17 protein-coding genes are annotated in these 19772 nt (G+C 71.8%); 13 read left to right on the top strand and 4 right to left on the bottom strand.

From position 1 onward, the window contains the following. Positions 1 to 89 precede the first annotated feature (89 nt). The 12 genes from FREUN1FDRAFT_RS19145 (at position 90) to FREUN1FDRAFT_RS19090 (ending at position 13736) form a co-directional block, all read left to right on the top strand. Entirely contained in the window at positions 90 to 917 is an 828-nt protein-coding gene (locus FREUN1FDRAFT_RS19145) for a fumarylacetoacetate hydrolase family protein (protein ID WP_006541792.1), read from the top strand. Positions 918 to 1443: 526 nt separating this feature from the next. Continuing rightward, on the top strand, positions 1444 to 2553 hold the full coding sequence (locus FREUN1FDRAFT_RS19140) for a hypothetical protein (protein ID WP_006541791.1): 1110 nt from the start codon (positions 1444 to 1446) through the stop codon (positions 2551 to 2553). A gap of 78 nt (positions 2554 to 2631) precedes the next feature. Beyond that, entirely contained in the window at positions 2632 to 3087 is a 456-nt protein-coding gene (locus tag FREUN1FDRAFT_RS19135; RefSeq protein ID WP_006541790.1) for a VOC family protein, read from the top strand. A 107-nt stretch (positions 3088 to 3194) separates the two neighbouring features. Further along, complete coding sequence (locus FREUN1FDRAFT_RS19130; RefSeq protein WP_006541789.1) at positions 3195 to 4565, top strand: Rieske 2Fe-2S domain-containing protein; 1371 nt, start codon at positions 3195 to 3197, stop codon at positions 4563 to 4565. Further along, the gene (locus tag FREUN1FDRAFT_RS19125) at positions 4565 to 5392 is read left to right on the top strand and encodes an SDR family NAD(P)-dependent oxidoreductase (protein WP_006541788.1); all 828 of its coding nucleotides are present in this window, start codon (positions 4565 to 4567) and stop codon (positions 5390 to 5392) included. The genes FREUN1FDRAFT_RS19130 and FREUN1FDRAFT_RS19125 overlap by 1 nt, the downstream gene beginning before the upstream one ends. A 99-nt stretch (positions 5393 to 5491) precedes the next feature. Then, complete coding sequence (locus FREUN1FDRAFT_RS19120) at positions 5492 to 5911, top strand: VOC family protein (RefSeq protein ID WP_006541787.1); 420 nt, start codon at positions 5492 to 5494, stop codon at positions 5909 to 5911. 114 nt (positions 5912 to 6025) lie between these two features. Further along, positions 6026 to 6634, top strand: a complete 609-nt coding sequence (locus tag FREUN1FDRAFT_RS19115; protein WP_006541786.1) for an isochorismatase family protein — start codon at positions 6026 to 6028, stop codon at positions 6632 to 6634. Beyond that, a complete protein-coding gene (locus FREUN1FDRAFT_RS19110; protein WP_006541785.1) occupies positions 6631 to 7470 on the top strand; it encodes a class II aldolase/adducin family protein in 840 nt (279 codons plus the stop codon). The genes FREUN1FDRAFT_RS19115 and FREUN1FDRAFT_RS19110 overlap by 4 nt, the downstream gene beginning before the upstream one ends. Beyond that, positions 7467 to 8441, top strand: coding sequence for a xanthine dehydrogenase family protein subunit M (locus tag FREUN1FDRAFT_RS19105; RefSeq protein WP_006541784.1), 975 nt, complete (start codon positions 7467 to 7469; stop codon positions 8439 to 8441). Before FREUN1FDRAFT_RS19110 ends, FREUN1FDRAFT_RS19105 begins: the two co-directional genes overlap by 4 nt. Next, entirely contained in the window at positions 8438 to 10753 is a 2316-nt protein-coding gene (locus FREUN1FDRAFT_RS19100; RefSeq protein ID WP_006541783.1) for a xanthine dehydrogenase family protein molybdopterin-binding subunit, read from the top strand. The genes FREUN1FDRAFT_RS19105 and FREUN1FDRAFT_RS19100 overlap by 4 nt, the downstream gene beginning before the upstream one ends. Then, on the top strand, positions 10750 to 11343 hold the full coding sequence (locus tag FREUN1FDRAFT_RS19095) for a (2Fe-2S)-binding protein (protein WP_006541782.1): 594 nt from the start codon (positions 10750 to 10752) through the stop codon (positions 11341 to 11343). Before FREUN1FDRAFT_RS19100 ends, FREUN1FDRAFT_RS19095 begins: the two co-directional genes overlap by 4 nt. Beyond that, positions 11340 to 13736, top strand: a complete 2397-nt coding sequence (locus FREUN1FDRAFT_RS19090; RefSeq protein ID WP_006541781.1) for a xanthine dehydrogenase family protein molybdopterin-binding subunit — start codon at positions 11340 to 11342, stop codon at positions 13734 to 13736. The genes FREUN1FDRAFT_RS19095 and FREUN1FDRAFT_RS19090 overlap by 4 nt, the downstream gene beginning before the upstream one ends. 155 nt (positions 13737 to 13891) lie before the next feature. Here FREUN1FDRAFT_RS19090 and FREUN1FDRAFT_RS19085 read toward each other — a convergent pair whose 3' ends face one another. Further along, the gene (locus FREUN1FDRAFT_RS19085) at positions 13892 to 14500 is read right to left on the bottom strand and encodes a DUF4190 domain-containing protein (protein WP_157475012.1); all 609 of its coding nucleotides are present in this window, start codon (positions 14498 to 14500) and stop codon (positions 13892 to 13894) included. 410 nt (positions 14501 to 14910) lie between these two features. Here FREUN1FDRAFT_RS19085 and FREUN1FDRAFT_RS19080 point away from each other — a divergent pair, with 410 nt between their 5' ends. Continuing rightward, on the top strand, positions 14911 to 15591 hold the full coding sequence (locus FREUN1FDRAFT_RS19080) for a TetR/AcrR family transcriptional regulator (protein ID WP_050795930.1): 681 nt from the start codon (positions 14911 to 14913) through the stop codon (positions 15589 to 15591). Between the two features lie 165 nt (positions 15592 to 15756). Here the strand turns inward: FREUN1FDRAFT_RS19080 and FREUN1FDRAFT_RS19075 are convergent, their stop codons facing one another. The 3 genes from FREUN1FDRAFT_RS19075 to FREUN1FDRAFT_RS19065 are packed head-to-tail and all read right to left on the bottom strand — an operon-like array spanning position 15757 to position 19676. Continuing rightward, positions 15757 to 17079 carry an ABC transporter substrate-binding protein gene (locus tag FREUN1FDRAFT_RS19075; RefSeq protein ID WP_006541778.1) on the bottom strand — a complete coding sequence of 441 codons (1323 nt, stop codon included), beginning with the start codon at positions 17077 to 17079 and terminating at the stop codon, positions 15757 to 15759. Between the two features lie 36 nt (positions 17080 to 17115). Further along, entirely contained in the window at positions 17116 to 18345 is a 1230-nt protein-coding gene (locus FREUN1FDRAFT_RS19070) for a CaiB/BaiF CoA-transferase family protein (protein ID WP_006541777.1), read from the bottom strand. Continuing rightward, on the bottom strand, positions 18342 to 19676 hold the full coding sequence (locus FREUN1FDRAFT_RS19065; protein WP_006541776.1) for a CaiB/BaiF CoA-transferase family protein: 1335 nt from the start codon (positions 19674 to 19676) through the stop codon (positions 18342 to 18344). The genes FREUN1FDRAFT_RS19070 and FREUN1FDRAFT_RS19065 overlap by 4 nt, the downstream gene beginning before the upstream one ends. Between the last annotated feature and the right edge of the window lie 96 nt (positions 19677 to 19772).

The raw sequence follows: 19772 nt of genomic DNA, 5'->3' as shown, positions 1-19772 counted from the left end.
AACAGAGGCACCCGCCCAGCCCGGACAGCCAGAGATACCGGATGGCCCGGCCGGCCAGACGGCCGGCTGAACATACCTGAGGAGAAACCGTGCGCTTGTCCACTGTCCGTCGTCCCGGTGGCGAAACCGCCGCCGGTCGCGTCGAGGGTGACGAGATCGTCCTGCTCCCGTTCGCGAGCGTGGGCACTCTGATCGCCTCGGGCCCGGACTGGCGCCAGGCCGCCGCCGTTGACGGCGAGAGGATCGAGCGTGAGGGCGCGGACCTGGCACCGCTGGTGCCGCAGCCGCCCAAGATCGTCTGCATGGGCCTGAACTACGCGACCCACCTGAAGGAGATGGGGCGCACCCCACCGACCCACCCGACGCTGTTCGCGAAGTACGCGAGCTCCCTGATCGGCGCGCACGACGACATCATCGTGCCGCCGGTGACCAGCGAGGTCGACTGGGAGGGCGAGCTCGCCTTCGTCATCGGCTCCACGGTTCGTTTCGCCGACGAGGACTCGGCCTGCGCCGCCATCGCCGGCTACACGGTGATGAACGACATCACCATGCGGGACTGGCAGTTCCGCACCCTGCAGTTCCTGCAGGGCAAGACCTTCGAGGGATCGACCCCGCTCGGTCCCGAGCTGGTCACTCCCGACGAGCTCGACAATGCGGACGACCTCGCCCTGCGCACCCTGGTGAACGGTGAGGTGATGCAGAAGTCGCGTACCTCGGACCTGCTTTTCCCGCCCGCCACGATCGTGGCCTACGTCAGCCAGTTCATCACCCTGGTGCCGGGTGACGTCCTCACCACCGGAACCCCGGGCGGTGTCGGGCACGGCCGTGACCCGAAGGTCTATCTCGCCGACGGAGACGTCGTCACGGTGGCGATCGACGGTATCGGCACCACGCAGAACACCGTCCGCTTCTCCTGATTTCCCGACCTTTGCTTCCGTTCCTTTCGACGGGCAAATTCTCCGGGCGTGACCAGGTGCTGATCCGCCGCTGATCCGGCGCAGGACCTGGTGTCGAGCGGGCCACGATCCGGCGCGACATACTTGTTGTCAGCGTGACCGGTCGCGCCGACTCCAGTGACCCTTTTCCATCTCCCCGTGTGCCGCCCGGGATGTTACAGGTCGGAGTCGACGACGGAAAAGGATCAGTCGGCGTCGATCGCCCGAGCCGTCGCGCCACGGTATATCTCCGGAGCTTTTTGGAACACGATTTCATGGTTCCGAGACAGGCGGGACAAAACCCCGAAACATCGTGCACGGAGCATGAAAACCGCCGGCCGGGCGCCCGGCCGGCGGGGCTTCACGAATTCGGGCCGTGCCTCGGCGCGCGGCGGCTCGTGGGCTCATCCCGGCCCGACGGCTGTCTCCCGGGACCGGCGCCCCGGGGGGAACGGAAGGGCCGCGGCATCGCGGCACAGCGGCAAGCCACACCGGTGAGAGGTGCATCGTGCTCGTTCCCAACCAGGCCGCCGACGGCGGCACCCTCACAACCCTGTTCCGCCGCGCGCTGGAAGGCTGCGACGTGCGGCCCGGCGAGACGGTGGCCGTGCTCGGCAACGCCCAGTCGCCGCCGCTGTACCTGGAGACCACCGCGGCCGCGGCCGCGTCGCTGGGTGCCCGGGTCTTCACCGTCATGCTGCCGTCGATCACCCGCGCGGCCGCCACGGTCCCCGGGGTCGGCGAGGTGTACGGCCTGACCGGCCTGACCGGCCTGCGCCCGGTGGTCGAGGCGCTCAAGTCGGCCGACATGGTGGTCGACCTGTCCATCCTGCTGCATTCGGCGGAGCAGGAGGAGATCCTCGCCGCCGGCACCCGGATGCTCATGATCACCGAGCCGCCGGAGATCCTGGAGCGACTGTTCCCGACGGACGACCTGCGCCGGCGGGTGCAGGCCAGTGTGGCCATGCTCAGCGGGGCCAGCGAGATCCGGATCACCTCCGACGCCGGCACCGACATCACCATGGGCCTCGGCCAGTTCGGCGCCGGCGGTGGCTGGGGGTTCACCAACGGCCCCGGCACCCACGCGCACCTCAGCGCCGGTCTCGCGGCGTCCTACCCGAACGAGGGCAGCGCCAACGGCCGCTGGGTGATCAACAGTGGTGACATCATCTTCCCGTTCAAGACCTACGTGAACGCGCCGATCACGATCGACGTCGTCGACGGGTTCATCCGCTCCATCGAGGGCCCCGGGGCGGACGCCGAGCTGTACCGGGACTACCTGGAGAGCTGGGGCGACCCCGAGGGCTTCGCGATGTCCCACATCGGGTGGGGTCTCAACGAGAAGGCCCGCTGGAACGCGCTGGCGCTGCTCGACCGCTCCGCCACCCAGGGCATGGACGGCCGCTGCTTCGCCGGCAACGTGCTGTTCTCCACCGGCCCCAACAACGAGGCCGGCGGCAGCCGGTTCACCCTCGCGCACTCGGACGTCCCGGTGCGCCGGTGCAGCGTGTGGCTCGACGGGCGGCAGATCCTCGACCACGGCCGTTTCGTCGTCGACGAGCTGCGGGTGGACGACGGCGCCGCCCGGCTCGGCGCCCCGCTCGTCGGCGCGCTCTGATCGCTCGGCCCCGGTCCGACCGCCTGGCCCGTCCTGATCGCCTGCCCTGATCGTCCGTCCCTGTCCGGAGGAGAGAACGTGACCGCTGAAGCCGTCGAAAGCCCCGCACCGGCCGCGCCCACCGGCGGACCGCTGCTCGGGCCGCTGTCGTGGAACCTGGTGTACGTCGACGACCTCGCCGCCATGCGGGCCTTCTACGAGGGCGTCCTCGGCCTGCCGGTGAAGAACGCCTCGCCGTACTTCGCGGCGTACCACACCGGCGGCTGCACCCTGGAGCTGATGGCCCGCAAGGACAACGGGCCGGCCGCCGGCAGCCCGGCGCGGGGCTGGGACCGCAACCGCGTGCTGATGTCGTTCAAGGTCGAGAACATGACCGCGGTGGTCGCCGAGCTCACCCGGCGCGGCGCGACGCTGCTGCACGGCCCGTCACCGACGGTCTCCGCCGACGGGCTGCCGCCGGAGGGCCAGGTCGCGCAGTTCATCGACCCCGAGGGCAACATCTTCGAGCTCTGCGACGAGCCGCTGTTCTTCTGAGCTCTGCCGAGCTCCGCGTGGGCTCCACGAGCTCCGCCGAGCATCTTCATCACCCATCTCGCCCCTTCGACTCCCGCCCCTTCGACCTCCCGCCGAGGAGTGATTACGTGAGCATCAGCGTTCCCGAGCAGGCCTCGGCGAGCGAACCGACCCAGACCCAGACCCAGGCCCGGCACACCGAGCCGACCGCCGCGGGCATGGCCATGGCCAACGAGCTCGCCGAGCAGACCCGGGACCAGGTCGACCGGGTCGAGGCCCCGCCGCGTCGGGCCAGGCCCTGGCAGCGTTACCTGGAGGCGAACCTGGGCCTGCGCGAGTACTGGTATCCGGCGGCACTGTCCGACGCGCTGCCCGAGGGCGGCACCCACGCGGTGAAGATGCTCGGCGAGGAGATCCTGCTCGTCCGCAAGAACGGCAAGCTGTACGCGGTCGAGGACCGGTGCGCGCATCGTGGCACCCGTTTCTCCGAGCGCCCGCTGGTCCTGTCGGAGGACACGATCACGTGCTGGTACCACACGTGGACGTTCGACATGGAGAACGGCGACCTGCGCTGCATCCTCAACGAGCCGGAAAGCTCGCTGGTCGGCAGGACGGGCGTGCGCGCCTACCCGGTCGTCGAGGCCAAGGGCCTGCTGTTCGTCTACATCGGTGACGAGGAGCCGCCGCCGCTGGAGGCGGACGTCCCGGCGAGCTTCCTTGCCGCCGACACCGTCATGCACTACGCCGAGCCGGGGATCATCCGCGCGAACTGGCGGCTGGCGCTGGAGAACTCGTTCGATCCGGGCCACCACTTCATCCACAACTGGTCGCCGTACGTGATCGAGTCGGGCTTCCCGATGACGTTCGGGTATGTCGCGAAGAAGGGCGAGGAGGCCGGCGAGACCACCTACGTCGTCGACGCCCCCGGCCCGAAGGGCTTCTCCCGCTGCACCGCGACCGCCGAGCTGATCTTCTCCGCGGTCATCCCGGGCAAGGACGGCCGCCCGGACACCACCTACACCGCGCCGGCGGCGGTCGGGAAGAGCCGCGAGGAACTGATCTCGTCGTTCCTGGCGATGCCGCCGATCGAGGTCGGCATCTGGCTGCCGTCCTGCAACGAGACGGTGAACTTCCCGTCCGACATGATCACCTTCGACTGGCTGGTCCCGATCGACGAGAACCACACCCGCTCCTTCATGTTCGGCGCGAAGTCGTGTTCGACCGAGGAGGAGGCGGAAGCCTGGCGCGGTGAAACCGGCCGCACCGAGTGGTATGTGCCCACCGTCGAAAAGTTCCTCATCGACGACAACAAGGCCCGGGAAAGCATGCAGACGTTCTACGAGAAGGAGAACGGCTGGGACCGGGAACGGCTCTACCGCCCCGACCTGGAGATCACCATGTTCCGCAAGTTCTTCAGCGAGCACGCGCGGGACATCCAGACGCCCGACAAGCTGATCAAGCCGCGCAGCCGCCGCAACCCGACCCGAGGACGGTCCTGATGGCCACGGAGCAGACCGCCGCGGGGCAGGCCACCACGGCGCAGACCGCCGCGGAGCCGATTCCCGGTTCGCTGCTGACCGGGAAGGTCGCCCTCGTCGTCGGCGGCACCCAGGGCATCGGCATCGGGATCGCGCGGGCCTACCTCGCCGCCGGAGCCCGGGTCGCCGTCGCCGGCCGGGACAAGGCCCGGATGGACGCCGTCGTCGAGGACCTCGCGAGCGTCGCCGGGCCGGCGAGCATCACCGGCATCCAGGTGGACGTCCTCGACGTCGCCGCGAACACCGCGGTCGTGCAGGCCTGCGTCGCCCACTTCGGCGGGCTCGACATCTTCGCCGCCGTCGCCGGGGTGTTCCGCCCCGCCGAGCTGGTGGACGTCACCGAGGCCGACTTCGACGCGCAGATCGACCTCAACCTGAAGGGCACCTTCTTCGGCGTCCAGGCGGCCGCGCGGTACTTCCTGGCGGACAAGCGCCCCGGGAAGATCCTGACGGTGAGCTCGGTCGCCGGCAAGCGGGCGTTTCCCGGGTCGTCGGTGTACGGGGCGAGCAAGGCCGCTGTCGAGCACCTCACGAAGGTCTTCGCCGGCGAGCTGGCGCCACAGGGCATCAATGTGAACTGCCTGGTCCCGGGCAGCATCGAGACGCCGACCAACTGGCTGCTGAACAAGCCGGGCGCGGCCGAGGAGTCGGCCGCCGCCACGCCGGCGCGGCGCAACGGCCTGCTGGTCGACATGGGCGCGGCGGCGGTCTACCTCTCCTCCGGCGCGGCCGACTTCGTCCACGGCACCACGCTCGTCGTCGACGGCGGAGTCGCGGCCGTCGCCTGACCACCCAGGTCCGCCGGTCCGCCGGTCCGTCTGCCCTCCCGGCCGGACCGGCGGGCTGGCTGCTTCCGTCCAACGCATCACAGAAAGAGGCCACACGGCATGCCACTCGGAGCGATCAGCTGGAACCTCGTGTGGGCCCATGACATCAGCCTGATGACCGGCTGGTACCGCGACGGCCTCGGTCTCAAGGTGCTGTCGACCACCGAGCAGTCGGCGGTGTTCGACACCGGGCCCTGCATCCTCGTGCTCATCGGCCGGCACGACAACGGCCCGTCGGGCAACCCGGACCGCACGGGCTGGGAGCGTAACCAGGTCCTGTTCACCTTCAAGGTCGACGACATGGACGCCGAGCTCGCCGAGCTCGCCGAACGCGGCGTCGAGCCGATCCACGTCGCGCCGGTCGTCATCGACGGCATGGACGCCCCGCGCTGGCGGGTCGCGCAGCTGATGGACCCGGAAGGCAACATCGTCGAGCTGTGCGACGAGCCGGTTCGCTGGCACCCCCACATCTATGCCTGACCAGCAGCCGGGGAACCCGATCCCGAACCCGTCCGCGGAATCGGAACCGGGGGCGGGGCGGGGGCGGCGTTCGCCGAGCTCGACCGGCTCCGGGCCCGGTTCGCGGCCTCCGGGATGGTCGGCCGGGTCGGCTGGGGCGAGGCGCCGGCCGTCGTGGTCGTGGACCTGATCCGCGGCTTCACCGACCCCGCGTCGCCGCTCGGCGGCGACCTCGGCGACGTGGTCGAGGCGACTGGCGTGCTCGTCGCCACGGCCCGGCAGGTGGGCGTCCCGGTCTACTGGGCGGAGGTCGCCTACGCCCCGGACATGAGCGACGCCGGGGTCTGGCCACGCAAGATCAGCGCCCAGCGGCTGCTCGTCGAGGGCGGCGAGTGGACCGGCCTGGACGCGCGGCTCAGCCGCCGGCCGGGGGAGCCGCGCGTGGTGAAGAAGCACGCCTCGGCCTTCCTCGGCACCGACCTGGCCGACCGGCTGCGCCGCGACGGCGTCGACACGATCCTCGTCGCCGGCTGCACCACCAGCGGCTGTGTGCGGGCCACAGTGGTGGACGGGTGCGGGCTCGGGTTCCGCCCCATCGTCGTGCGTGAGGCGGTCGGCGACCGCTCGGCGCTGGTGCACGAGGTCAGCCTGTTCGACCTGGACGCCAAGTACGGCGATGTGGAGGACCTCGCCAAGGTGCTCGACACGCTGATGGACGGCGCCCGCGAGCGGGGCGCGGCGTGAGCCTGCCAGCCAGCTCACCGACCCTGCCCGCCGGGCCGGCCCCCGAGACGCTGGCCGGCGAGGCGCTGGCCGGCGGGACATCTGCCGGCCGGATGTCGGCTGGCGGGATGTCCGCCGGCGGGACGCTGCCTGCGCTGGTCGCGACGGCGTGCCGGGTGCTCGCCGCCGACGGCCAGGACCATTTCTGCTTCGGGCATGTGAGCGCCCGCGGGGCCGACGGAGGCCTGTTCGTCAAGGCGGTCGGCCCGTCGCTGGCGCGGGTCACCACCGCCCGGGTCGCCGAGATCAGCCCGGACGGATCACTGCGCACCCCCGGTCTGCGCCTGCACGAGGAGACCGCCCTGCACCAGGCCGTGTACGCCGCCCGCCCGGACGTCGGCGCGGTCGTGCACACCCATCCGCTCGCGGTGCAGAGCGCGACGACGCTCGGCCCGTTGCCGGAGGGTGTCTTCAGTCAGGACGAGGTGCCGTTCGCCGCCGGGCTCGCCTGGTACGACGACGCGGACCTGGTCGCCGACGCCGCCCGTGCGCGGGGGTTCGTCATCTGCCTCGGCGGCGCGCGAGGCGCGCTGCTGCGAGCACACGGCCTGGTGACCGTCGGCGCCGATGTCGCGGAGGCCACGGCGCTCGCGCTGCTGCTGCACCGGGCGGTGTCGGTGCGGCTCACGGCGATGGCGGTGGGCCGCCCGCGCCCGCTTCCACCGGTGACCCTCGACCGGCTCTGCGGCGCTTTCGAAGCCGGCCACCGCGGCCGGATGACCGCCATCTGGGCGGACGCCTGCGCCGGCATCGGAGCCGTCGCGGGTGACGGTGAGGGTGACGGGGAGGACCGATGAGCACGACAGCCGCGCCGCCCACGGACGCTGCGACACCCACAGACGCCGCGCCGCCCACGGCACCGAAGGCACCGGTGGCGCCGCCGGCGGCGGTGCCCGCGATCACCCGATGGGCGCACCCGACGTCGCTCGGCGAGGCGCTGGCCGAGCTGGCCGTGCCGGGCAGCGTCCCGGCCGCGGGCTGCACCCAGCTCGCCTTCGCGCTGGCCGACCCGCGCCGTCGGCCCGGCCGGCTGGTGGCGCTCGGGGGTGTCCCGGAACTGTCCGCCGTCCAGCAGATGAACTGGGCGGACGGCCGGGGAACGGTCGTGCTGGGCGCCGCGGTCACCCACGCCCGGGTGGCCGCCGACGCCGACCTGCGGGCGGCCGTGCCGCTGCTCGGGGACGTCTTCTCCCGCGTCGGCAACGTCCGGGTGCGGTCCGTCGCCACCGTGGGCGGTGTCCTTGCCGGTGCGGTCTACGCATGGGATCCCCCGACGGTGCTGCACGCGCTCGACGCGCGGGTGCGCCTCGATGGCCCGAATGGGCGGCGCACGGTGGCCGTCGAGGACTTCTACCCCGCCGGGGGCACCACCGTGATCGAGCCGGGGGAACTACTCACCTCGGTGGAGATCGACGTCCCGCCGCCGGGGACGGTGAGCCGCTACCTGACGCTGAAGACCCGCTCGGCGGAGGACTCCTCGGCACTCGGGGTCGCGGTCGTGCTCGGCTTCGACCCGTCCGGGGTGTGCGTACGGGCCCGGCTGGCCCTCGGCAGCGCGACGGCCCGCCCCGTCACCTTCACCGACCTCGACGCGCTGCTGCTCGGTGAGGGTCCCGGCTCCACCTCGGCGAAGGCCGTCGCCGACGGGTACGCCGACCGGGTGACCTGCGTCGACGACCTGCGCGCCGGCGCCGCCTACCGGGTCGAGATGGTCCGGGTGTATGTGCGGCGGGCGATCGCCGCCGCCTACGAGGCGGGTGCGGCGTGATCGACCCGCGGACGAAGGTCGCCGGTGGGCTGCCGATGCTCGCCGACCTCGCGGACGTCGGCCCGGGCCTGCTGCACGCCCGGCTGCTGACCGCCCCCGTCGCGCACGCCCGGCTCGCCGTCGACACCGCGGCGGCCCGGCTGGTGCCCGGGGTCGCCGCGGTGTTCTCCGGTCGCGAGCTGGAGGCGGCGCTCGGTGGACGTCCGCTGCGCTTCGGCCCGGTGCTGCGCGACCAGCCGCCGCTGGCCGTCGAACGGGTCCGCTACGCCGGGGAGCCGGTTGCGGTCGCGCTGGCCACCGACCCGGACGATGCCGACGAGGCGCTGCGCCACGTCACGGTCACCTACGACCCGCTGCCGCTGGTCACGGACCCGGTCGCGGCGCTGGACCTGCCGCCGTCCGGTGCGGTGCTGCACCCGCGCGACGCCGAGCCGTCCGCGGCGTTTCCCGAGATCCGGCTCCGCCGCGAGCCGGGCACCAACCTGGTCAACCACTTCGTCATCCGCAAGGGTGACGCCCCCGGCGCGCTCGCGCGGGCCGACCACGTCTTCACCGACACCTTCACCACCCCCGCGATGCACCACGGCGCGCTGGAGAACCACATCGCGCTCGCGGTGCCCGACGCGGAGCGGCTCGTCGTCTGGTCGGCGACCCAGACGCCGTACAAGGTGCGGGTCCAGCTCGCCGAGATGCTCGGCGTGGCGCTCGACCGGGTGGCCGTGCGCACCCTCTACCTGGGCGGTGCGTTCGGCGCGAAGTGCTACGCGAAGATCGAGCCGCTCGCCGCCTGCCTCGCCCGGGCCATGGACCGGCCCGTCCGGGTCAGCCTGGACCGCGCGCAGAGCCTCACCACCGTCACCCGGCACGCCACCCGCTCCACGATCGAGACCGGGGTCCGCGCCGACGGCCGCATCACCGCCCGGCACGTCACCGCCTGGTTCGACGCCGGTGCCTACGCCGACATCAGCCCGCGGGTGATCAAGAACGGCGCGTACGGCTTCGGCGGGCCCTACGACATCGACGACATCTGGGTCGACGTGTACGCCGTGTACACCAACCGCCCGCCGGCCGGGGCGTTCCGCGGGTACGCCTCACCGCAGGCCGCGTTCGCCTACGAGGGCCAGACCGAACAGATCGCCCGCCGCCTCGGTCTGGATCCACGCCACGTCCGCCGGGTGAACCTGCTGCGCGACGGCTCCCGCAACGTCACCGGCGAGTCGATGACCGACTGCCACTACGACACCCTCCTCGACGTCGCCGAGAACGCGTTCGGCCGGGAGCCGATCCCGCCGCAGTGGCCGGAAAGCGAGGTCCGCGGCCGGGGCCTCGCGCTGACGGTCAAGGGCACCAACACCCCGTCGGTCTCGCAGGCCGCGGTGCTGCTCAACCGGGACGGCAGCCTGCAGGTGCTGACCAGCACCGTCGAGATGGGCCAGGGCGCCCACCTGGCACTGGCCCGGCTCGCCGCCGAGGCCCTCGGCATTGGTGAGCGGGTGGTGTCGGTCAGCCTGCCCGATACCGACGTCACCCCCTACGACCAGCAGACCAGCTCGTCGCGGTCCACGATCGCGATGGGCGGCGCCGTGCGGGACGCCTGCCGGAACCTGCGCGAGCTGCTCGCCCGCCTCGCCGCGGACCACTGCGGCGTCCCCGCCGAACAGGTCCAGGTGGGGGATGGCCGGGTCCGGGCCGGTACGGCGACGTTCGGCTACGGCGAGCTGGTCACCGTCCTGCGCGCCGGCCAGCTGCGCTGCGAGGGTGAGTACGCGTCGAAGGGCGGTCTGGACCACGAGACCGGCCAGGGCATCGCCTCGTCCCGCTGGCACCAGGCCAGCGGCGCCGCCGAGGTCACCGTCGACCTGGAGACCGGGCGGATCCGGGTCCTGCGCTACCACGCCGCGGTGTGGGCGGGCCGGGTCGTCAACCCGGTGGAGGCCCGCATGCAGGTCGAAGGCGCGGTGATCCTGGGCCTGGGCTCCGTCCTCGGTGAGGAGCTCGGCCTCGACCCGGCCGGCGGCCAGGCGCAGCGTGACCTGCTCGACTACCGGATGCCCGCGCTGAGCGACCTCCCCGAGATCACCGTCGACCTGCTCGGCGGGCCCGACGACGAGATCTACGGCCTGGGGGAGACCGCGGTGCCACCGGTCGCGCCCGCCGTCGCCGCCGCCGTCGCGGACGCGACCGGCGTCGTCCTCACCGACCTGCCGCTGCGCCCGGAACGGGTGCTCGCCGCGCTGCGCGACCCGCGTCCGCACCACCACCGTGACAGCTCCCCGGGGGACCGGGCCGACTACGAGAGGATCGCGCGTTGACGGCCAACGACGACCCGCGACAGCCGCTGCGCCTGGTCGTGAACGACGACGAGGTCGAGGTCCGCCCGCGCGGCCACCACACCCTGCTCGACGTGCTGCGCCGCGAGCTCGACCTGTTCGGCGCCCGGCCCGGCTGCACCGCCGGGGCCTGCGGCTCGTGCACGGTGCTGGTCGACGGCGCGCCGGCGAGCTCCTGCCTGCTGCCCGCCCAGGTGGTCGGCGCCCGGCCGGTCCGCACCGTCGAGGGACTGGCCCGACCAGGGGAGCTGCATCCCGTGCAGCAGGCGTTCATCGACCACACGGCGTTCCAGTGCTCGTACTGCACCCCGGGGTTCATCCTGACCGCGGTGTCGCTGCTCGAGCGGGAGCCGGACGCCTCCCGCGACCGCATCCGCGCCGAGCTGTCCGGCAACCTTTGCCGCTGCGGCAGCTACGTCAAGATCATGGACGCGGTTCTCGACGCCCGGGACCGGATGCGCGGCCACCACGACGACGGCACCCCCTACACGGGCCCCGCCGCCGGCTACGCCCGCCCCTCCTGCTCCGCCTCCTCCGCGGGCGCAGGCGCGGCCCAGGCGGCCCACTCGTGACCCCCGAGGCGGGCACCGCCCCCCGCGCCCGGGCCGGTGGCCACCCCGGGATGAAGGCGGCCGGGCGCAGGGTGGACGTCGGTGACGCCCGCGACCGCACGATCGGGCGGTACCCGTACGTCATCGACCGGGTCCCGGCCGGCTGCCTGCACGCGGTGCTTGTGCGCAGCCCGCACGCCCACGCCGACCTGCGCTCGGTCGACGTCACCGCCGCCCGGGCCACCCGCGGTGTGGTCGCGGTCGTCACCGGCGAGGACCTGACCCGCTGGCAGGACCAGCCGGACGGGCCCTTCCCGTACTACGGCCCGGTGCTGCCCGACCGGCCCGTGCTGGCCATCGGCCGGGTCCGGTTCGCCGGCGAGCCGGTCGCCGCGGTCATCGCCCGCGACGTCGACACCGCCCGCGAGGCCGCCGCCACCATCACCGTCGACTACGACGCGCTGCCGGCGGTGTTCACCCCCGACGCGGCGATGGCCCCCGGCGCCCCGATCCTGCACGAGCACGTGCCGACCCGGGACGTCATGACCTTCCCCGACCTCGTCCTGCACACCGAGGACGGCGGCAACGTCTGCAACCACTTCAGGCTGCGCCGCGGCGACGTCGACGCCGGGTTCGCCGCCTCCGACCACATCCTCTCCCACGAGTTCCGCACCCCCCAGCAGCAGCATGTGCCGCTGGAGCCGCACGTCACGATCGCGACGGTGCGCGGTGACACGGTCGACATCCAGACGTCGGCCGCCTCCCCCTTCACCGTGCGCAGCCAGGTCGCCGAGACGCTGAAGCTGCCCGAGAGCCGGGTGCGGGTGCGGGTGCTCAACGTGGGTGGTGCCTACGGGGCGAAGACCTACCCGCGGCTGGAGCCGCTCGTCGCCGTGCTCGCCTGGGCGGTGCGCGGCCGGCCGGTGCGCGTCGAGCTGACCCGGGCGGAGGAGTTCGCCACGGTCGCCCGGCACAGCTCGGTGGTGCGCATCCGCACCGGCTTCCGCTCCGACGGCACCCTGCTCGCCCGTCGGGTGGAGGTGCTGTGGGGCGCCGGTGCCTACGCCGACATCTCCCCGCGGACCATCAAGAACGGCGGCTACAGTTCCGCCGGGCCCTACGACATCCCGAACGTGTCGATCGACTCCTACGCGGTCTACACCAACACCACCCCGTCAGGCGGGTTCCGCGGGTACGCCATCCCCCAGGTGGCCTGGGCGTACGAGAACCACACCGATCTCATCGCCGAGCACCTCGACCTCGACCCCGCCGAACTGCGCCACCGCATCCTGCTCCGCCCGGGGGATGCGTTCGCCACCGGGCAGACCATCGAGGACTTCCACCTCGCCGCCCTGCTCGACACCGCCTGCGACCGCATCGGCTGGAAACCCGGCCCGGCGTCCGCCCGGCGGGTCGTCGTCGCCCCCGGGATCGTGCGCGGCAAGGGCGTCTCGACCATCCTGAAGACGACCGTGACACCGTCGACGTCCACCGTGGCGCTCAAGCTCGACGAGGACGCCAACCTCACCGTCGTGTGCTCCACGGTGGAGATCGGCCAGGGCGCGCGGACGGTGCTCGCCCAGCTCGCCGCCGACGCGACCGGCGTCCCGCTCGAGCGGGTGCACGTCACCTACCCGGACTCGGCCGTCACCGCCTGGGACCAGACCACCAGCTCGTCGCGCTCGACGCTGATGATGGGCGTGGCCGTCGAACGCGCCGGTGAGCGGCTGCGCGGTGAGCTCGCCCGCCGCGCCGGTGCGCTGCTGGGCGTACCGGCGACCGCGGTGGACGTACGCGCCGACCGCATCCGCAGCGGCCTCGGCCCCGGCCTGAGCTACGCCGAGCTGATCTCCCGGGCGAAGCTCGGCGGCGTCACCGTCTCCGAGGTGCACGCCAGTGACGGGGGCCTGGACCCCGAGACCGGCCAGGGCGTCGTGACGCCGCACTTCTACCATGCCGCCGCGGCCGCCGAGGTCGAGGTCGACCTGGAGACCGGCACGGTGCGCGTCGTCGACCTGCACGTCGAGTCGTACGCCGGGCGGGTCATCCACCCCACCTTCGCCGAGCTGCAGTGTGAGGGGAACGTCGCGTTCGGGGTCGGGCAGGCCCTGTCGGAGGCGATGGTCTGGGGCGGGGAGTCGGGGGCGCTGCTCAACGACAGCCTGCTCGACTACCGGATCCCGTCGGTGCGCGACCTGCCGGAGACCTTCACCATCGGCATGACGGAGGACCCGGCCGGCCCGGACGGCGCCCGCATCCACGGCCTGGGGGAGACCGGCTCCCCGGCGGTGCCCGCCGCGATCGGCAACGCGGTCGCCGAGGCCCTCGGCGCCCACATCCACGAGCTCCCCCTGCATCCGGAACGCGTCTGGAAGGCCGCCCAGGCCGCCGCCGAACCGTCAGCCGGGACGTGACTCACCTGTCATTCGCTTCACCCGGCATCATCCCCCCGCGGCCCGGCACGCGGTCATCGCGCCAGATGACCGCGGTGCGAGGCCCCGGGCTCACGCTGATGATGCGGCCAGTGAGTACTGCCCGGGATGTGGTGCCATCTGAGTGGTGGTCGGGGTCATTTGCCGTTCAGATCGTCCGCGAACTCCTGGGCGCACTGGTCCTGCGCGGTCTGGCTGGTGCCGGCATCGTCCAGACAGGTCTGGAGGTCCTGAACTTCGTCGGAGAACGCGATGGCCGCGATCAGGACGATCACGGCGAGCACTGCGCCGAGCGCACCGGTGATGATGCCGGCCAGCGCCATGCCGCCGTTGGTGGCCTCCTGGCGCTTCGCCCGGCCGCGGCCGAGGAAACCGCAGATCAACGCTGCGACGCCGAGCAGGATGCCGCCGATGACGGTCCAGCAGGTCAGGATCGCGAGCACGCCGAGGACGAGCGCGGCGATGCCGAGACCGTTGCGGGGCTGGCCACCGCCGCCGTAGGGGCCGCCGCCGTAGGGGCCGTAGCCCGGCGGCGGGTAGCCCTGACCACCGGGCGGATAGCCGTATCCCGGCGCCGGCTGGTTACCCGGAGCAGGCGACGGATATGCCGGATACCCCGGGTTCTGCGGGTAGGCGGAACCGCTGCTCGTGCCCTGGTCGGGGTATGGCGGGTGGCCCCCGCCCGGCCCGCCCTGACCCGGCGCCGCCTGGCCCGGGTTCCAGGGGGATCCCTTGTCGTCGCTCACGTGTCGTCCGGCTCCCCTCATCGCGCCGCCCTCGCCATCACCGTGCGGGCGGCATCCGTGCCGGAATCCAACCATCTCCGCATGGAGCCGGTCAGCTGACCGGAGGAGTTGGCCGCGGGCCGTCAGCGCCCGTTGCCACCGTCAGCGGACGGCGGTAACAGGCACGCCGCACTGACCGCCGGATACGGCCCGCCGTGTGGCGGACTCCGTTCGGGCGGCGGCTTTCCGCGCACGGAGCCCACGGCGTGTGCGGTCGCGGGCGAGTGTATTTCGTATCAGAGTTAGATAAAGCCGTGAATCGCGGATGGTATGCCGTTGCGGTAGACTGGCTGTTCGTGGCGCCTTCCCCTGATTCTTCGGACGCTCGCCCTGATGCGCGTGGCGTCAACACCCGCCAGCAGTTGCTCAGGGTGGCTGAGCGACTGTTCGCTGATCAGGGAATCGCGCGGACCTCCACTCGGCAGATCACGGCTGAGGCCGGCGTCAGTCGGGACGCGATTCACTATCACTTCGGCTCCAAGGCCGGGTTGGTGAGCGCGATCCTCGAGGCCCGGACGGGAGGGCTCCGTGCCGATATCGAACGAATCTTCGCATTGAACGTCCCGGATCGCGATGTCAGTTTTCGTGACATCGCGAACGCGATGGTTGTCGCCGCGAACGAGATGGCCGGCCACGAGACCGGTCGATTCTACCATCCGTTCCTGATCGCGGTGATGAATGATCCTGAATACCAGCATCTCACCACGTCGAAGGCCACGCCGCAGAGCGAGGCGGTCGTCGATCTTCTCACCCCTCTCACGCCTGGGCTCAGCGAAACGGAACGCCTTTACCGGGTGGCGAGCGCGCTGTTGTTGGTGTTGTTCGGCACCGGTGACGGCGGAGTTGTCAAATGGGTCAGTGCGCAGGCGGAGACTACGCCGGGAAACCTTGCGATGATGTTGACTGATGTGGTGGCCGACGTGCTCTCGGGTCGTGGTTCCGCCGCCGGTGGCAATCCGGTGCGCCGCCGGCGGCGGCAGGGAGCCGGTGACAATGATTCCATCGCGGTCGGTGACGCGGTGGTGGGAGCTTCTCCAGCCGCTGCGCGGTAACGGCTTTCCGCATAGATATCCGCGTATCCGCGACCGCTGGTGAAGCGGCCCCGTGGATCGCCCGCACCACGCCGGTGCGGGCGACTCACAGAGGTCGGGCCGATGCCGCCAGCCCAACCGCCGGACGTCGTTCCGGTCGGATCGCGCCGTGTCGCAGCGCCCGGCTCAGTCCTCGATCGCGGAGACCCCGACCGGCGTGTAACCGGTCGGCTGGCCCTTGTCGTCCAAGGTCGCGACGAGCCCGCCGCGGACGCACACCGCGGGCTGCTTCGGGTAGGCCTTGCCGTTACACCGGAAGCTCAGCCCCTCGGCGCCCGGCAGCTTCTGCGCCGGCATCGCCTTGATAGCGGCGGTGACCGACGCGGCTGTGACGTCCCCGGTCAGCCCTTCGACGGCCGCACCGAGGGCGGCGACCACGGTGAACATGCTCAGCGTGCCGGCCCGCCTGACGTCGATGTCGTGGCCGTAGGTGCTCACGACGGCCTGGAGCAGGCGGGTCGAGGGGTTGTCGGTGCCGATGGGTGCGGTCGCGCTGACGGACATCCCCTTGAGAGTGGACGCCGGCACCGCCTTGCGTGTCGCGTCGGTGATGCACAGCCCGATGGCGACCGTCGGGCCGTCATAGCCGACGGCCCGCAGACCGTTCAGTGCGCTGATGCAGAAAGAGTCGCCGCCGACGATCGACACCACCCCCGGCTCACCGGAGGCGATGGCCTGCATCTGCGCGGTCATGTCGGCCGTCCCGGCGGGAACGGCGACGACATCGAGGGTGAGGCCTTTTTCCTTGAATATCTGCGGTGCGATCGACTTGTAGAAGGCCGTGGCGGTCGGCACGTCGATGACGACCGCGGTCACCTTCTTGACGCCGGCCTCCTTGGCCTTGTCGGCAGGCAGGTTGATCTGGCCGAAGTACGGGTCGGTCAGATTGAAGGTCGTGTCACCGTCCTTCAGCGGCCCGGTGGCGGTCGTGTTGGCGAACATCAGCGGGATCTTCGCCTGGTGCAACGGTTCCCAGATGCTTTCCCCGACCGAGGATGATCCGACGACGACGGCGACGACGTCCTCCTCCACCATCCGGTTCGCGCAGTCGGTTCCCTTGCCCGGGTCGGCGAGGGTCTCGCACTTGACCAGGCTGATGGGGCGGCCGGCGATCCCGGAACGATGTTCGTTCAGATAGGCGATCGTGGCGTCGGCCACCCGGCTTTCGTAGGCGAGGTCCGAGACCGGGCCCTTGCCATCGGAGATGATTCCGATCCGCACCGGGTCGCCCTTCGCCGGAGCGGACGGCCCGAGCACGTCGGAGGCGTTGGCGGTGCCGGCGGTGCCGGCGGCCGTGGTGTCCTTGGAATCGTCGTCATCACCACCGCAGGCCGCGACCGTGCAAAGGATCGCGGATAACGCGGTCACCGCGGCTAAGAGCAAACGCGTTCGGTGTCGAGCCTCCCTGCGGCTGAGCGCGGTTGGGGGAGAGATTTTGGTGCGCTTCATGACTCGCCAATCTGGGGAAGGTGGGATGGAAAAGGTTCATCCAGGGCCGCCGAGAACGGCGTCGGTGTGTTCACCGAGCCGTGGCGCGGGGCGCGAGATCCGCCAGGGGGTGCGGGTGAAACGGTAGGGCGCGCCGGGGTGTGTCTCCTCGCGACCGGTGTGCGGGTCGGTCACTTTCGTGGCGAAGTCGCGGGCGACCAGGTGCGGGTCGTGGATGACCGCTTCCGGGGCGGCGACGAACCCGGCGACCAGGCCGCGGCGCTGGCAGCCGAGGAAGTACTCGTAGGCCGGCGTCCGCTCGGCCAGCAGCACCATGGCGTCACGGGCGGCGTTCCATATCTGCTGCGCGATCGGGTCCGTCCCGAGCTCGACGACGCCGACACCGCCGCGCTCGACGCCCATCTCCAGCAGCACGGCGTCCGGGAAGTCGTCGCGGATCCCGACGAGGTCGATCCATTCGAGGATGGATGCGTAGTCCTCGGCCGCGCGTGGCGGGAAGCCGAGCACCACGTAGTCGCCGTCGGCGGCGCGGACCTGGGTCGGCGCTGTCGGCTCCACCATCGCGTGCCGTCCGGTCTGGCGCCGCACTACACCACCGTCGGTGAGCTGGTGGGTGGTGGCAGTCTCGCAGGAGACGTTCAGCGCCGCGTCGATGCTGACGTCGACGTGTTGGCCACGGCCGGAGACGGTGCGGTTCAGCAGCGCGGTGAGTGTGGCCGTCACCGCGAACATCCCGCCGACGTGCACGCTCTGGTTTCCGCCGCCGCGGACCGGCGGCAGCGTGTGGTCGTCGTAACCGCAGGTGAGCACCGGGCCCCCGCCGGCCAGCAGGGTGAGATCGGTGGTGGGGACGTCCGGTGGTGCGCCGCGCCGGCCGAAGGGCGTCACCGAGACCCAGACAAGCGAAGGGAAGGTGGCCGTGAACGTCCCCGGGTCGAGCCGGAGGGCCGCGGCGGCCTCGGAGCCGGGCATGCCCTCGATGAGGACGTCGCACTTCGCGAGCAGGTGGTGGAGGCGCTCGCGGCCCGCGTCCTCGGTGAGGTCGAGGACGATGCCGCGTTTGGAGGTGTTGTAGTGCCGCCAGTACAGGCTCGCCTCGGGCCCGGGCCGGTCGTCCGCGAACGGCCCCCAGGAACGGGTGGCCGCCCCGTGCGGTGGTTCGACGACGATGACGTCTGCTCCGAGGTCGGCCAGGAGCTTGCTCGGGTACGCGGAGAACTCCCCGGCGATCTCCAGGACCCGTAACCGGTCCAGCGGGCCGTTCATACGACGCCCTCCGCTGCCAGCTCACTCAGCTCGGCGTCGTCGACACCCAGCAGGTCACCCAGGACGTACCGGTTGTGTTCGCCGAGCCGGGGTGCGCCGCGGCGCAGCGACCAGTCGGTCTCGGACAGGTGCACCGGGATCCCGTCGACCCGGGCCGGCCCGATGTCGGGATGCCCGACCGTCGGCCACAGACCCCAGTCGGACGTCGCGGGTGTGCCGTCGGCGCGTTCAGCTGCGGTGCCGTCGATGCGTTCGGCCGGCGTGCGCACCGGGCTGGCTGGGATGCCGGCGGCAGCCAGCCGGCCGGCGAGCTCGTGGTTGTCGAAGCCGGCGGTCCAGGCGGCCAGCCGGGCATCCAGCGTGTCCTGGCCGGCGAGCCGGGCGGCCAGCGTCGCCAGGTCCCCGGCGGTCGCCCACGGCTGGCCGATCTCGCCCGCCAGCAGCCGCCAGTCTTGATCATCGCGGCAGGCCACCGCGATCCAGCGATCCTCCCCGTGGGAGGGGTAGATCCCGTGCGGTGCCATCGGGGAGTTGGCATCGCGGTTGGAGTCGACCGAGCCGGCGGCGCGGGGCGGTCGGCCGTTCAGATGATGGTCCAGGATGTCCGGGCCGGTCAGAGCGAGTCCCGCCTCGACGCCGGACAGGTCGACCCACTGTCCCTCGCCGGTTCGGTCGCGGTGCCACAGCGCGGCCAGGATCGCGACGGCCATCGCGTAGGCGCCCATGTGGTCCATGTACGAGAAGCCCCAGCCGGTCGGCGGATGTCCCGCCAGCCCCGAGGTGAAGGTGAGGCCGCTGACGGCCTGCACGATCGGCCCCCAGGTGCGGAAGTCCCGGTACGGCCCGGTGGCCCCGAAGCCGCTGTGCGAGACGTAGACGATGTCGGGCCGGATCTCCCGCAGCCGCTCGTACGGGAAGCCGAGGCGGGCGAACACTCCACCGGCGAAGTTCTCGGTGACGACGTCCGACACCGCGATCAGCTGGGTGAGCAGCTCCCGCCCGCGTTCGGTGCGCAGGTTGAGGGTGATTCCCAGCTTCTCGGTGTTGTGGTTGTTGAAGGTGGCGCCGAACTCGATTCCGCGGCGATCGTCGTGGAACGGCTGGGCCCCGCGGACGATGTCCCAGCCGCCCCTGGTCGCCGGGTCCTCGACCCGGATCACCTGAGCGCCGAACGCGGCGAGAAGCCTGGTGGAGCCGGCCCCGGCGAGCTGGCCGCTCAGGTCGCACACCCGGATGCGTCGTAACGCGTCCGACCGTGCCTCAAGATCAGGTGGGCACCCCGCCCACCGGTCGACCGCTTCTTCCGCGGGTCCTGACGACTGTCCGACCACGCGCTGCCTCCTCGGTGTGTACCTCGGCGGATCTGCGGAGCCAGTTTCTATCAAGCGCTTGACAGAAAAGTCCATAGGTCTGGCTCAATTGCGGAT

The organism is Parafrankia sp. EUN1f (genome assembly GCF_000177675.1).
Classification (GTDB): domain Bacteria; phylum Actinomycetota; class Actinomycetes; order Frankiales; family Frankiaceae; genus Parafrankia.
Note: the sequence above shows the minus strand (reverse complement) of the source record. Positions and strands in the feature narration are given on the sequence as shown.

What these genes read in the sequence shown, in the direction of transcription:
- FREUN1FDRAFT_RS19125 (WP_006541788.1), top strand. Translation starts at nt 4,565, where the DNA reads ATGGCCACGGAGCAGACCGCCGCGGGGCAGGCCACCACGGCGCAGACC.
- FREUN1FDRAFT_RS19105 (WP_006541784.1), top strand. Translation starts at nt 7,467, where the DNA reads ATGAGCACGACAGCCGCGCCGCCCACGGACGCTGCGACACCCACAGAC.
- FREUN1FDRAFT_RS19075 (WP_006541778.1), bottom strand. Translation starts at nt 17,079, where the DNA reads ATGAAGCGCACCAAAATCTCTCCCCCAACCGCGCTCAGCCGCAGGGAG.
- FREUN1FDRAFT_RS19120 (WP_006541787.1), top strand. Translation starts at nt 5,492, where the DNA reads ATGCCACTCGGAGCGATCAGCTGGAACCTCGTGTGGGCCCATGACATC.
- FREUN1FDRAFT_RS19115 (WP_006541786.1), top strand. Translation starts at nt 6,026, where the DNA reads ATGGTCGGCCGGGTCGGCTGGGGCGAGGCGCCGGCCGTCGTGGTCGTG.
- FREUN1FDRAFT_RS19070 (WP_006541777.1), bottom strand. Translation starts at nt 18,345, where the DNA reads ATGAACGGCCCGCTGGACCGGTTACGGGTCCTGGAGATCGCCGGGGAG.